This is a genomic window from Reichenbachiella sp. MALMAid0571 (assembly GCF_040151475.1).
Classification (GTDB): Bacteria; Bacteroidota; Bacteroidia; order Cytophagales; family Cyclobacteriaceae; genus CAXBNB01.
Window position 1 is genome coordinate 1 of sequence record NZ_JBDKWG010000143.1, and the last position, 14555, is coordinate 14555.

Annotated in this window: 9 protein-coding genes; 5 read left to right on the forward strand and 4 right to left on the reverse strand. The window is 38.2% G+C overall.

Features of this window, described 5'->3' with window-relative positions; all coding sequences use genetic code 11:
* The first annotated feature begins 263 nt into the window (after window positions 1–263).
* Complete coding sequence (locus AAOP42_RS16715) at window positions 264–2492, forward strand: helix-turn-helix domain-containing protein (RefSeq protein WP_349529697.1); 2229 nt, start codon at window positions 264–266, stop codon at window positions 2490–2492.
* Here AAOP42_RS16715 and arfB read toward each other — a convergent pair.
* Window positions 2487–2900 (reverse strand): alternative ribosome rescue aminoacyl-tRNA hydrolase ArfB, encoded by a 414-nt coding sequence (arfB, locus tag AAOP42_RS16720; RefSeq protein WP_349529698.1) that lies wholly within the window; start codon window positions 2898–2900, stop codon window positions 2487–2489. The two genes, AAOP42_RS16715 and arfB, sit on opposite strands and share 6 nt — an antisense overlap.
* Window positions 2901–3165: 265 nt before the next feature.
* On the opposite strand from arfB, the gene AAOP42_RS16725 reads away from it, so the two are divergent.
* Genes AAOP42_RS16725 through AAOP42_RS16735 form a run of 3 tightly spaced genes read left to right on the forward strand, consistent with a single transcriptional unit; the run spans window position 3166 to window position 9057 of the window.
* The gene (locus tag AAOP42_RS16725) at window positions 3166–3894 is read left to right on the forward strand and encodes a hypothetical protein (RefSeq protein WP_349529699.1); all 729 of its coding nucleotides are present in this window, start codon (window positions 3166–3168) and stop codon (window positions 3892–3894) included.
* Between the two features lie 4 nt (window positions 3895–3898).
* Window positions 3899–6670 (forward strand): TonB-dependent receptor, encoded by a 2772-nt coding sequence (locus AAOP42_RS16730; protein WP_349529700.1) that lies wholly within the window; start codon window positions 3899–3901, stop codon window positions 6668–6670.
* On the forward strand, window positions 6667–9057 hold the full coding sequence (locus AAOP42_RS16735) for a hypothetical protein (protein WP_349529701.1): 2391 nt from the start codon (window positions 6667–6669) through the stop codon (window positions 9055–9057). Before AAOP42_RS16730 ends, AAOP42_RS16735 begins: the two co-directional genes overlap by 4 nt.
* Here AAOP42_RS16735 and AAOP42_RS16740 read toward each other — a convergent pair.
* Together AAOP42_RS16740 and AAOP42_RS16745 are read right to left on the reverse strand one after the other, a co-directional pair.
* Window positions 9054–9665: a hypothetical protein gene (locus AAOP42_RS16740; protein WP_349529702.1), complete on the reverse strand. Its 612-nt coding sequence runs from the start codon at window positions 9663–9665 to the stop codon at window positions 9054–9056. The two genes, AAOP42_RS16735 and AAOP42_RS16740, sit on opposite strands and share 4 nt — an antisense overlap.
* A 139-nt stretch (window positions 9666–9804) precedes the next feature.
* Complete coding sequence (locus AAOP42_RS16745; RefSeq protein ID WP_349529703.1) at window positions 9805–12171, reverse strand: ABC transporter permease; 2367 nt, start codon at window positions 12169–12171, stop codon at window positions 9805–9807.
* A gap of 148 nt (window positions 12172–12319) precedes the next feature.
* On the opposite strand from AAOP42_RS16745, the gene AAOP42_RS16750 reads away from it, so the two are divergent.
* The gene (locus tag AAOP42_RS16750) at window positions 12320–13090 is read left to right on the forward strand and encodes an SDR family NAD(P)-dependent oxidoreductase (RefSeq protein ID WP_349529704.1); all 771 of its coding nucleotides are present in this window, start codon (window positions 12320–12322) and stop codon (window positions 13088–13090) included.
* Here the strand turns inward: AAOP42_RS16750 and AAOP42_RS16755 are convergent.
* Window positions 13087–14544: a PQQ-dependent sugar dehydrogenase gene (locus AAOP42_RS16755; protein WP_349529705.1), complete on the reverse strand. Its 1458-nt coding sequence runs from the start codon at window positions 14542–14544 to the stop codon at window positions 13087–13089. The two genes, AAOP42_RS16750 and AAOP42_RS16755, sit on opposite strands and share 4 nt — an antisense overlap.
* Window positions 14545–14555: the final 11 nt, after the last annotated feature.

Sequence of the window (14555 nt, forward strand, 5' to 3'; positions counted from 1 at the left end):
CAGTCCGGTTTAGCGCAAAAACAGGAAAAAAAACCAAAACCAAAACCGTATTCGAAAAAGGGACGATCAAAATCTAATTTTAGGTTCTGAAAATTGAATTTTTTACTCTCCTGATTATTGAAAGTCCGACAGACTCCTAGTAATTTATTAATATAACCCATAAAAACAACACACTGTATAGATCGAATTAAAAGTCCTGTTACTGATATTCATCTTACAATCAAATTTCTTACCTTTCAGTTTTCTTACTGTGACCACAAGTGATGCCTGAGACCATAGAAATCAATACAAACTTTGCATTGGCCATTGACTATGTCAACACCACCAACGAACACCTGTATCTGACTGGTAAGGCTGGTACGGGTAAGACCACTTTTCTCAAGTACATCAAAGAACACTGCCACAAAAAACTGGCGATAGCAGCACCTACCGGAGTGGCAGCCATGAATGCCGGAGGTGTCACCTTGCACTCGTTGTTTCAGTTGCCTCTGGGTAGTTTCATCCCGGAAGCCGACTCGTCCGGAAATGAAAGCAGTGATTTCTTCGATAGAAAAAGCCTGCTGAAACACCTGCGACTCAACAAAGCCAAACGTGAGCTGTTGCAGGAACTGGAGCTATTAATCATTGATGAAGTGTCCATGCTCCGATCCGATTTATTGGATGCCATTGATACCATTTTGAAATCAATCAGGCGAAAAGCCAGACTGCCCTTTGGGGGAGTGCAGGTGCTGTTTATCGGGGATTTATTCCAGCTTCCTCCGGTTATCCGAAACAGCGAATGGCACGTACTCAGGAAGTATTATACCTCTCCGTCGTTTTTCAGTGCGAAAGTGCTTACCGACTTCCCTCCCATCTATCTGGAACTGAAAAACATTTATCGACAAAGCGATGAAAATTTCATACGGGTACTCAACAACATCCGCCACGATGAAATGACTGCTGAGGATCTCGATTTGTTGAATGCCTATTACCAACCTGATTTCAAACCAGAGAAAGAAGGCGAGTACATCATTTTGACTACTCACAACAACAAGGCAGACATCATCAATCGAGATCAGCTTGCTAAATTATCAGGCACAATTCATACCTTCAAAGCCACCATTACGGGTGATTTCAATGAAAACAATGTGACTGCCGAAACGGAGCTAAAACTGAAAGAAGGGGCTCAGGTGATGTTTATCCGCAATGACAAAGGCGAAAAGCCAAGGTACTACAACGGGAAAATCGGTGTGGTAAAAAGCATCAAAGGAGAAACCATTACAGTAGTTTTTCAGGATTCCGATGATAGCGTTACGGTAGAGAAGGAAACCTGGGAAAACAAACGGTACAAACTCAATAAGGAAACGGACATACTGGAAGAGGATGTGAAAGGCACTTTTACGCAGTTTCCGATCAGGCTGGCATGGGCGATCACCATTCACAAAAGCCAGGGACTGACTTTTGATAAAGCCATCATAGATGCCGGAGGTTCATTTGCTGCCGGGCAGGTTTATGTCGCCCTCAGTAGATTGACTTCTCTCGATGGGCTGGTGTTGCATTCTAAGATTTCCGGGGACAGCATCAGTAGTGATGCTTCTGCTGTAGCTTTTAGCAAACAGGAAAAGGAAAGCGAATTGCTCAAGGAGCAACTGGAGCAGTCACGTGTTGGCTTTATCCGGGATATGCTGCTCAAAGGATTTGACTGGAGAAAACTGACCTGGACCATCAAAGACTTTATTCAGGAAATGGCAGACAAACGCATTCCTGAAAAAGAGAAAGCAATGGCAATGATGCAGAGCATCAATCAAGTGTTGAAAAGCCAACAGGAAACTGCCGACAAGTTTACCTCCCAACTGAACGGACTGCTTGATGAGGCTCAAAAAGGCCAATATGCCCAGGTACATGCACGAACGGAAGCTGCGGCAAACTATTTCAGTAAAGGGCTGAAGAATGAAGTATTCGATTTGCTGGAGGAGCATTACAAATCCATGAAAGTGAAATCGGGTGTAAAAAAATACCTGAAAGAAGTATATGAATTGATGGCAGCTGCCAAACACAAGCACCAACATCTCAAGGAATTGGTAATGCTAACGGAGGGGCTGACCAAACAGGCAGACCTGTCCAAATTATTCGGAGAAATATCTGCTCAAAGAAAGGCAACACAGAAAAAAATAGAAGCTGAAGTAAAGGAAACACATAAGCCAAAAGTAAAAGGTGAAAGCCAGCGACTAAGTTTGGAAATGTTTCAAAATGGCAAAACGATAGAGGAAATCGCTACAACAAGAAGCCTGAGTCCATCCACTATAGAAGGGCATATTGTGAGCTTTATTGGAACGGAACTCGAATTGAGTCAATTTATGAATGATGAAAAAGCGACTCGAATCAAAACGGTGATCGACTCACTCAAAGAACCTACCCTAACAGAGGTCAAAGCAAAACTCGGAGATGAATACAGTTATTCGGATGTCAGGGCAGTACAGAACAGCCTCAAGTCAACAGAAAAACAATCATAGCTTCCTTCGCAATTTCTTCTTCTCACCTAATTTCTTTTTGCTGTCAAGTCTTTTCTTAATACTAGACTTGGTAGGTTTGGTTGGCCTGCGTTTTTTTCTTTTGGTGAAAGCTTTTGCTATCAACAGATCAAGCTTTTTCATTGCTTCTTCTTTATTCTGTAGTTGAGACCTGGTACTTTGAGCTGTTATCAAAAGCACTCCATCGGTGGTAATGTGAGTGGATAATTTGTTGAGTATGGTAAGTTTCTCTTCCTCGGTCACCAATGCTGAATTAGCAATATCCCACTTCAATATCACCTTCGTATTAGTTTTGTTTACATGCTGCCCGCCAGGGCCACCACTTTTTGAAGTCAGAATTGACAATTCCCCGGAAAGATATTCGGATGATATTTTTGTAATACTACTCATGGCTTAAGCATTCAAAATTATATTGATTTGACAGGATACCCAAAGCAAACTATGAATGTTATAATTGTTCTTTAAATGTCATTAATCATCATTGCTTTAAAATCATTTTAAACAATTTTTGGATTTACATATTTAAGGTTTATTTTCGGTGCGTAGCTTTACATGGTTTATGCAAATGCATATACCCACTACTATGTACAACCCTGAAAATGCAACATTTATTCTATACTTCTAAAGCCATGCATCCTTGTATATACCATTAAGTGTGAAAAAGAAAGTTTTATTTTATTTAGGTATTCTTATTGCATGGTTTCCGGCTTTTAGCCAAACCGACAACTCAGTCTCAGCCATTACCGAAGCAAGGGAGCAATTGGTTCGCAAAAACCACGAAAAATCTTATGTTTCTCATATACTTACAGGTAAGAGGTATGACCTGAAATATAGAGGAGCAGTAAACAGTCAATTTTTCAGAGACATATATCCTTCTTATGGAACGTTGGTGTATGATGGCGTTTTCTTTGATCACATAGAAATCCAACTTGATATTTATCAGGAAAAAGTGGTGGTGTTACTCGAATCAAAAAACAACGAGCAATTTGTTACAATTGATAATGAGAAAGTATCTGAACTAACATTCAACAACTACAAGTTCGTACACATCCGACACGATTCAATCATGAGCGACGGTCTGTACCAGCATGCTTTTCAAGGTAAACATTCGGATACCTTTATCAAAAGAACAAAGTTAAAGAAAGACAAAATAGAGAACACCAAAATGATCATTGAGTTTGTACCATTAGATAAATATTATATTAAAAACGATTGGGGAACATTTGCCATCACAAATAAAAAGAGTTTTCTGAAGGCATTTCAAAACTCGGAAGCAGTAGTTTCTATTGTAAAAAAGAACAAAACCAAATTCTCAAAAAAGAAAATTGAAAACGGGCTACTCAAAGCAGTCTCATTGTTGGATCCATTGCTCATAGACAATTAAATTCATGACTAAGAAGATACCACTGCTGCTCATTATTTTATCCTTTATCTACTCCTTCTCAGCACAGAGCCAAGATTTGATGAGCGGCTCATACCAACAAACATATTTCATGGATATGATCGACGATTTGGAGTCTCGCTATGACATAAGATTCTTTTTTGAACCTAAGCTCGACAGTACAAAAGTAGATTTGACTTTTTCTGAATTGACATTAGAAAAGCTATTGAGTGAGATCACTAACATGTCCAACATTAATTTCTATCTTAAAGACAAAAAAACGGTAATCGCCACCGGAGAATACGTTATTAAAAATGAATTACCTCCTACCCTTTTTAATGAACAATCAGACACACAACAACAGCCCGTCAGAGACGATAGTTTTATTCTGGACAATATTCGGGAAGTAGCAGAACAGGACAAAGACAACAGACTTGAGAAACAACTTATTGAGATTGGAGATCCTATTAAACGCTTTGATGGCAACACAGCAATTATTTCAGGTTATGTCAGGGAAGACAAAACGGGAGAACCAGTTATTGGTGCTTCTGTTTTCAAGAAAGACCCTCTGGTAGGTGTGGTTACCGATCAGTATGGCTATTATTCTTTTACTCTCCCAAAAGGTAAATATGAATTGTTTATTAACTCTACCGGGATGAAAGCCACCAAAAGACAGATCATGTTGTATAGTGATGGTGAACTGAATATGGAAATGAGAAATGACATTATTTCTTTAAAAGAAATAGTAGTGTCAGGAGAAAAAAACACAATAGAAAACCTGCAAACAGGGTTTGCAAACCTCAACATTAAAAATATCAGGCAGATTCCTTCTATCATGGGAGAAGCAGATATTATGAAAATTGCATTAACACTGCCCGGTGTACAAACTGTAGGTGAAGGTGCGGCAGGATTCAATGTTCGTGGCGGCAGTGCAGACCAAAACCTGGTATTGCTTAACGATGTACCTGTATATAACACCAACCATCTATTCGGATTTTTTTCTGTATTCAATCCGGATGTAATTTCGAGTGCAAACCTTTATAAAAGTGGGATTGGTGCCAACTATGGTGGAAGAATAGCTTCCGTTTTTGACGTGGCACTACGTGATGGCAATAAGAAAAAATTTACTTACAAAGGAGGAATTAGTCCTGTGACTGGAAAAATTACCCTGGAAGGCCCTATTAAAAAAGACACCAGCAGCTACATAATTGGCATCAGAAGCACCTATTCTGACTGGATGCTCTCTCTGCTAGATGATCCAAATCTGCGAAACAGTACAGGTGGATTTTCTGATATAGTAGGTAAAGTGAATCATAAAATTGATGAGAAAAACAACCTGACACTATCTGCATACCATAGCCGGGACAAGTTCAGCCTAAACTCTGATTCCTTGTACAGGTATTACAACACCAATGCCTCCCTGCAATTGAGGCATACATTTTCTAATCAATTGAACTCCACATCCTCCCTGTCGTTTGCGAATTACAATTATAACCTTTCGAGTGAGGACAATCCTGTCAACGCTTTCAAGCTCGACTATAGGATCAATCATTATTCATTCAAAACGGAGTTCAATTATTTCCCTAAGGAAAAAGCTAATGTGAAATTTGGAGTATCATCCATACTATATCAACTACAACCGGGAGACAAACAACCATTGGGTTCTTCTTCTCTTGTTATCCCAATTGACTTGTATGATGAAAAAGGGCTGGAAACGGCATTGTATGGAGGTTATGAATATGACCTGAGCGATAAGCTCAGTGTATATGGAGGACTAAGGCTTTCTGTTTTCAATAGCTTTGGACCCGGACAATCATATACTTACCTGCCAGACAGCCCTAAAGAACCTGAATTCATAAAAGACACTACCTATCACTCAAACAACGAATTAATCAAAACCTATCTGGGCCCTGAAATACGCTTGTCTGGCCGATACAAGCTCCAAAATGACCTTTCTGTAAAGTTTTCGTATGACAGAATGAACCAATACATTCATGTGCTTTCCAACACCACGTCAATCTCTCCTACAGACAACTGGAGACTGAGTAGTGATGCTATAAAACCGCAAACGGGAAATCAATACTCAATTGGGCTGTACAAGACTTTTTACGGTACCAGCCTCGAATTGTCGGTGGAAGGGTACTACAAGAGGGTGAAAAACATACTTGAATATAAAGACGGGGCGGATTTGTTATTAAATGAGGCTCTGGAAACAGAAATAATCAGTGCCAAAGGAAAATCCTATGGCCTGGAAATTTTATTAAAAAAGAACTCGGGTAAATTCAGTGGATGGCTGAGCTATACTTATGCAAGGTCGTTGATTCAGGCCAATGGCTTATACAGTGTCGAACAAATCAACTCAGGAAATTATTACCCATCCAACTACGACAAGCCTCATGCGGTCGTCCTTGTTTCCAATTTCAAAATTAACAGAAGGGTCAATATTTCATTCAATGTAAATTACAGTACAGGGAGACCTGCTACTTTTCCAGTCACCAAATATGTGTTTAAAGACCAGCCTCTATTGTTATACACATACAGAAACCAATACAGGATTCCTCATTATTTCAGAACCGACCTGGCTTTTAATTTTGAAGGCAACCACAGAGTTCATAAAAAAATACATGGCTCATGGTCATTTTCAGTATATAACCTGACCAGCCGTGCCAATGCATATTCTGTCTTTTTCCGAAGTGAAAATGAAGAAATAAAAGGATACAAATTATCTGTATTTAAAAGTGCCATACCGACGGTAACCTATCATTTCCAACTCCAATGAAAATTTCTATTTCATATATAATCCCAATTTTACTTATTGAACTCAGCTTTTTTTCTTTGAGTGCCCAGGAAAAGATTACTTCGGAAAATGGGTTGAAAGAGGCTTTTGAAACGCAGGTAACAAATATTCATCAAGAAAAGGTATTCGTACACACAGACAGACAAGTATATATTACAGGTGAAACCATCTGGATGAGTGCTTACTGTGTTGATGCCTCATTTCACCTTCCGCAAAATTTATCTAAAGTACTCAACGTAGAACTCTTCAATTCGGAAGGGAAAGCTGTCAAACAGGAAAGAATCCAATTGATTGAAGGGCTGGGAAAGGGACAAATATTTGTCTCCTCAGACATTCAATCAGGAGTTTACATCATGAGGGCTTACACCAATTGGATGAAGAATTTCGAGCATGGATTGGTTTTTCAAAAGCAAATCAATATTGTTAACCCCATTTCCAATCCTGATACTAAGAAAGAAGTACAACAAGTAAGTAAAACCCTTGTCAACTTTTTCCCTGAAGGGGGAAATCTTGTAAATAGTCTAAAAAGCAAAGTGGCTGTAAAAATCAATGACAATATGGGGCAACCACTGTCTCTCACGGGTGTCGTATATGATAACAATGACAATGAAGTTGCAAAATTTAGTACTTCGGACTTAGGATATACCTATTTTCACCTTACTCCACAGCAAGGCAAAACATATATAGCCAGAATAGCCCGGAACGGTTTAATTGAAAAACACGAATTGCCAAAAGCTCAAGTGTCAGGAATAGTGATACAACTCTCTTCTACCCAAAAAGGAGATTACGAATTGTCATTAAGTGCTACTAAAGGGACTCTTACCAATGGAGTGAATGTTATCATCCAAAACAGAGGCGTGATTCAACAAATCACAAAACTTGATCTGAAATCTCAAAGTAATTTGTCTCTGCCTGTTAATTCTCTAAAAGATGGTATTTCTCAAATAACCTGCATGGATGATCGGTTCAATCCTTTAGCAGAAAGATTGTTGTTTAAATTTCCAGAGAATCCATCTTCTCCAGACCTTAAACTAGACAAAACAGAATACTCCAAAAGGGAGAAGATAATTTTAAATCTAAAAGATGAATCATTGAAAACAGGCGACTCGGTTCAGGTTTCCTTGTCGGTATTTCGATCCGAGAGGCCTAATGAGGGAAATGAGAACATCATTAGCAACTTGCTATTAACTTCGGACATTAAAGGTGAAGTCCGGAACTCATGGATATATTTTGATTCCAAAAATAAATCAAGGCAAGATCAAATGGATCTTGTCATGCTCACTCATGGCTGGAGAAGATTTGTGTGGAAAGATGTCTTAAACAAGAAAGAATTTAAGATCAAGTATCCTGCTGAAATGAATGCCCCTGTCTTATCAGGAGAACTGAATAAAAATACATTCGATAAATTACCAAAATCCGTCTTACTCAATTTTTTAGGGAAAACTTCTGTAATGAGTTCGATGGATATTGACGATGATGGAATTTTCCACTTCGAACTTCCTTTTAGACTTGAGAATAAAAATGTTTATTTTCTGCTTAATTATGATACCTTAAGTGCAGATCAAATATCCTTGTTCTCACCATTTGATTTAAAATATCATAATCCTTCTAAATCAGAAAAACCTTGGCCGATTGAATCCAAAACATATCTTGAAGCACTCAATACAAACATCCAAATCTCACAAGTATATAGAGACTACAATAACATCAACGGCACATTGCCTCAATTGGAAAAAGTAAATACCCATTTTTATGGAAAAGCGGATTATGAATACCTTCTGGACAATTATACACGCTTTGAAACAGTCAGGGATTTGTTTATAGAATACATAAGATCTGCTGTAATCAGGCGGAGACAAAAACAGAATAGTTTTCATGTGTACAATGATCTCGTGCTCCCTGGTCGAGCATTGACCATGATAGATGGTATCCCAATATGGGATGCTGATTTTGTATTGAATTTTGACCCACTTAAGGTGGAGAAAATAGACGTTGTAAATGATCTGTACTATGTTGGAAATAGCACCTATTCGGGCATCATTAACTTCACGACATATAAAGGTGATTTTGCAGAACAGGAACTTCCGGATTATCTGGTAAAAAAAGCATATCATGGACTTCAACAAAGCAGGGAATTTTACGCTCCAGATTATCAAAACACCACCAGTACATCTAATAGAATTCCTGATTACCGTAATACACTATATTGGAATCCTAATATTACTATTACCAATAAAGAAAATTTGAAAATTGAGTTTTTTACTTCAGATGATCTAGGTGAATACACTATTGAAATCAATGGCGTGACCAATTCAGGTAAACTTATCTATCATAAAAGTGGATTCAGGGTAAGAAATAACCTTCCCTAAAAGTTTTTTTTGAAAAGATCTATTTTCACACTCATACCATACGAGAATCCGGCCAGATCACCTTTGACTAATTCTTGCAATTTCAAATCACTCATTAGCCGATAACCAACGTTAAATTTAAGTTTGACCTGGCTAAAGGGAGATATTTCAAATCCTACATCCGGATGCATGATGTACACACTTTGTTTTACAATACCTGTTTCGCTATTGGTATTCAATAAACGTACCGACCCTTGCCCTACTCTTGTTCCCAAATTCAAAGTTGACGATTTTGAAATGCGGAGGTTATAACTGGTCAATACACCGCCATGGATATATTTCATCTTAAACTGACGAAGAAGCCCTGTTTTTTCAAATGAAAAATCATCGGTACTCCAGGCACTAAACACCCCCAGATTCACTCGATTATTAATGGTAATTCCCGCACTAAATCCTTTTTGAACAATTGTTCTGTTCTCTCCATGTATTTGTTCAACCATCAATGAAACAAAAGGGATAATCGTATTTGTTGGTTTCTGTTCCAAACTATCCAACTCAGAATTTGCAAACACTGAAAAGTAAATGCAAAACGAAAGGATGGATAGTATGATAAACCTAAGTTTCTTCATAACAAAACGATGTTGCTATAAGGTACTCAAATTTTATCGAATATTCTTGTAGTCCGGGGAAGAAATATTGTAATATGATTAATACACTACTTTTTTCTCTTATAATATATCACTTTCCCGACATTTATATATCCTCTTTTCATTCATTCCGCAGGGAGTTCACCGGATTGGATAGTGCTACCTTACTTGCCAGGTTTGCAACTATTATCAAAGCAAATACAAGTACAGAAACACCTGCCACCGGAAATATCCACCAGCTAATTTCAATATGAATTGGATACCTATCCAGGTAAGAATCGAGCAGATACCATGCAATAGGAGTTGAAATAAAAAATGAAATTACAACAAGTCTTGAAAATTCCTTTGACATCATCGCAACCAACTCTGATACCGATGCTCCCAATACTTTTCTAATTCCAATTTCTTTGTTGCGTTGTTGAGCGGTGTAGGATGCCAAACCATATAGCCCAAGCCCTGTAATGACAATAGCAAGAATAGAAAACAAAGTAGTAAGCCTTCGGGTCATCGTAATGGTAGTAAACTTTTTCTGAAACTCTACATCTGCAAATTTGTATTCAAATGGATAGGCAGGATTGTGTATCTCAAAAATATTTTCTACCGTTTTGAGAGATGCTTGTAAATCATTTGTTGATTTAAGCCGCACAGACAGCACATTAATCCAATCATTGTCCATAATCATAAACATAGGTTTCACCGCCTGGTAAGGTGATCCCATCAATACATCATCCACTATACCGATCAAGGTTCTCTTTTTACCCCAGAGATTCAATTTGGCACCTATAGGATCTTCCAATCCCATAATATCAAGACCTGCCTTGTTGATTATGATGGCTGCTGTATCGGTTGCAAAGTCTTTAGAGAAATCTCTACCTTGAAGCAATTTAACCCCCATGGTTTTAGTATAATCGTATTCAGTGGCAATTGTTGTAAACAGTACCTTGAGTGTTTCAGGTTTCCCAGGCCAACCAAGAAAATTATTCGAATTGATGCTTGTAATACTACTATTAGACCGTGTTACAGCCTCTACAACACCTGATTGCAATAGATCATTCTTAAGTACATCGTAATTCTTATCAAGGTTTTCTGTAGTCTCTATCGAAATTAAATTCTCCTGATTGTATCCCAGTTCCCTCCCCTTTACCAAATCTATTTGTTTGAATATGACAATTGTACTAATGATCAATAAAATCGAAAAACCAAATTGAAGTATAACCAGTATTTTGCGAGGCAATGCAGCATTCTTCCCCACCTGTATGGTTCCTTTAAGTGTAGTAACAGGTTTAAATGATGACAAGTAAAAAGCCGGGTAGCTTCCTGACAATACACCCGTAATGAAAACAACAACAACAGAACCTAGCCAAAACAAACCTGATGAGTAATCTATAAAAAGATCTTTATCAACCAAAGTATTATAAAAAGGCATAGCTATCTCAGAAATCAAAAGAGCAAAGGAAAAAGCAATAACTGAAATTATAAGTGACTCCCCTATGAAATGGAGGATCAAATCAATTCTCTTAGACCCCAGGGTTTTTCGAATACCCACTTCTCTGGCTCTATGCTCAGATCTGGCAGTAGCCAGGTTCATAAAGTTGATACAGGCAATAACCAGGATAAATATGGCAATCACGCTAAACAATTGAACATGATCACTCCTACCACCTGTTGATTTGCCATTTTCAAAATTTGAATACAATCTCCAATTAAGTAATGGATGAAGAAATAGTTCATTTGGAATATCAGTTTCTCCGTTTTCGACCAACAGCTTGCCTATATTATTTTCGGTGGTTTCATGCTGCGAAGGATCGAAAAGTTCCACATAAACCTGAAAAGAATAATTACCCCAATTTGCTTTATTTTCCACTACCCATGGACTTACAGATTCCCAGTTCTTCCACGAAATCAGATAATCAAATTCAAAGGATGAATTACCTGGAATATCGTCCAATACACCTGTCACTTTCAGTGAACTCTTATCATCTACTCTGATCACCTGCCCCATCGCATCTTTATCTTTAAATAAAACTTTGGCGAGAGATTCCGTAATAACTATGGAAGTAGGATCATCCAACACAGTTTCGGCACTTCCCGATTTCAAAGGAAACTCAAACATCTCCAGAAATTCTTCACTCACATAATAACCCCGCTTAAGGATTCTGGTGTCTCCCACAGTGAGCAAATGGTTGTCCCCCCAATTTGATACAGCAGTATTTTTGATCCGGCTATCTGTCGTTTTTAAAGCTTCATAAGTTGGAAGTGGCACAGAGTTCCAGGAATTGATTTTACCATCAAACTCCGCATTGACCCAAAGCTGATATAACCTGTCTGCCTTTGGATGAAATGAATCATAGGATGTCTCATCAGCTACCCAAAGTAAAATCAAAATACTACATACTATTCCTATGGATAATCCAGAAATATTGATAATGGAATAGAGCTTATTTTTGAATATATTCCGAATGGTTAAGAGGAAGAAGTTTTTAATCATCTGCAAAATGTGGATACAATTATCAGATGTGAGAAACTTCAAAAAAGTTGCACAAGTCTCCATTATTTTGATGAGGTAAAATATTATTTCTTATTTTTGATACAGGCTTATATCGTCAGCAACGTAGATTGACCATTAAAAAAATAAAATGAAGAGATTTGAAAATAAAGTTGTGGTAGTGACTGGGGCAGGAATTGGTATAGGGTATGAAATTGCAAGAAAATTTGCCCGGGAAGGTGCTATAGTTGCACTCAATGACCTGGATAAATCACTTACGCAAAAAGCAGTTGAGTCCATCACTCAAGAAGGAGGAAAATGTATAGGTATTGCCGGTGATGTCTCAAATGTCGGGTTTATCCAAGAACTAGTCCGACAGGTAAATAAAGAATATGGTAAAATAGATATTGTGATTCCAAATGCTGGCATCACCCTATTTGATAATTTTCTAAACTACACAGAAGAAAAGTTATCCAAAGTTATTCAGTTGAATATTATTGGATCATTTTTCCTACTTCAGGCTGCTTCCAAAGTAATGATTGAAAACAAAACAAAAGGAAAGCTTATCATAATGTCTTCTGTAACGGGACATCAGGCTCACAAAGACTTAGCAGCTTATGGACTTACAAAAGCTGCTTTGGAAATGCTTGCTCGCTCACTGGTTATTGAACTCTCCCCTTATGGGATAAATATCAACGGGATTGCACCTGGTGCAACTACAACCGAACGCACCAGTTCTGACAAAAATTATAATGCCACCTGGTCGAAAATCACTCCTCTGGGAAAACCTGCTACCACAACAGACATTGCCAATGTAGCACTGTTTCTAGCATCGGGCGAAGCTGACCACATCACAGGACAAACAATAATTGTAGATGGTGGGTGGACAGCTATTAGCCCGGGTCCGGAAACTGTTAACTAACTCTCTTTATATATCGGCATCAATCTATATACAAATCCGGGTTTCTCAACAGCTACATAGATGTAACCCTGCGGGCCTATTTTCACATTCCTCACCCTTCCAATGTTCTTCATCATAATTTCCTCTTCTACAATCTTATCTCCAACTATTTTGCACCTGTTAAGATATTTGAACCTTAAAGAACCAACCAACAAATCTCCTTTCCAATCCGGATAAATATCAGAATTGACGAAAGTCATACCGGAAGGGGCAATTGAAGGCACCCAATATAAAACCGGCTGTTGCATGCCATCAGCTTCCAGTTTGTCGGTAAAAGTGGTGCCATCATAATTGATTCCATATGAAATCACAGGCCATCCGTAGTTCAATCCTTTATTAATAATATTCACTTCATCCCCGCCTCTGGGACCATGCTCATGTTCCCATATTTTTCCTGTCTCCTGATTCATAGCCACTCCCTGAGGGTTTCTATGTCCATAGGAAAAAACAGAAGCAGCCTTGCCTTCCTGACCTGCAAATGGATTGTCAGCAGGAATACTACCATCATCCATTATCCTATGGATTTTTCCGCAATAGCTTTCCAGGCTTTGAGGATTTTCATCTCTATTGCCCCTGTCTCCAACTGAAAAATACAAGTATCCTTCCTGATCAAACTGCAAGCGAGAGCCGTAATGATGACGTTTTGTGGAATAGGGATGCCCCTCAAATATCTTTTCTCCATCAGTTAACTTATTATCCTCAAATTTATAACGGCTAACCGCAGTGCCTGACAATGTATCACCATCTTCAACCCTATAATCTGAATAACTCAGATACAACCACTTATTATTCTCAAAATCAGGATGCAACTCAACATCCAACAGTCCTCCCTGGCCTTTGTACATTACTTTTGGTACTCCGGAAACTTTTTCTTTATTCCCATTCCCGTCCACTTTATACAACTCACCAGACCTTTCAGTTACCAACATTTCTCCTGAAGGTAAAAAAGTCATGCCCCAAGGGTTGGTCATCCCTGAAACAATAGTATCCAAACTAAATTTCACCAGTTCTGTCTCAAAAGTATCTGACTCAAGTTTTACTTCCTGAAAACCATACCGTTCTACATTTTCTATCCCTTTTAGAATGTAATTGACCAAATTATTGATTTCCTTATCTGAGAACGAAGCTTCCCAACTTGGCATACCAGCATCAGCATATCCGTTTTTTATTGAAGCATAAATACTGTCTTTTTCTTTTCCATGTTTCCACTTCCTATCTGCAAATGCCATCATTTGTTCTCCATGACAACTGGAACAAAACTTTTCAAAATTATCCATCGCCTGCAATGTCGCACTATCCAACACTTCAACTTGCTGGCCTTGCTCATCATATGATGACATTTCCGGCTTCTTGGAACATTGGAAATATACAAATGCTATAAAGGTGAAAATAGTAAGCTTCTTGATGAAATTCATGGCTAATAGGT

Bases quoted from the DNA above. Each gene is read 5' to 3' on its own strand.
- AAOP42_RS16715 (WP_349529697.1), top strand. From the start codon at position 264: ATGCCTGAGACCATAGAAATCAATACAAACTTTGCATTGGCCATTGAC.
- arfB (WP_349529698.1), bottom strand. From the start codon at position 2,900: ATGAGTAGTATTACAAAAATATCATCCGAATATCTTTCCGGGGAATTG.
- AAOP42_RS16730 (WP_349529700.1), top strand. From the start codon at position 3,899: ATGACTAAGAAGATACCACTGCTGCTCATTATTTTATCCTTTATCTAC.
- AAOP42_RS16735 (WP_349529701.1), top strand. From the start codon at position 6,667: ATGAAAATTTCTATTTCATATATAATCCCAATTTTACTTATTGAACTC.
- AAOP42_RS16740 (WP_349529702.1), bottom strand. From the start codon at position 9,665: ATGAAGAAACTTAGGTTTATCATACTATCCATCCTTTCGTTTTGCATT.
- AAOP42_RS16745 (WP_349529703.1), bottom strand. From the start codon at position 12,171: ATGATTAAAAACTTCTTCCTCTTAACCATTCGGAATATATTCAAAAAT.
- AAOP42_RS16750 (WP_349529704.1), top strand. From the start codon at position 12,320: ATGAAGAGATTTGAAAATAAAGTTGTGGTAGTGACTGGGGCAGGAATT.
- AAOP42_RS16755 (WP_349529705.1), bottom strand. From the start codon at position 14,544: ATGAATTTCATCAAGAAGCTTACTATTTTCACCTTTATAGCATTTGTA.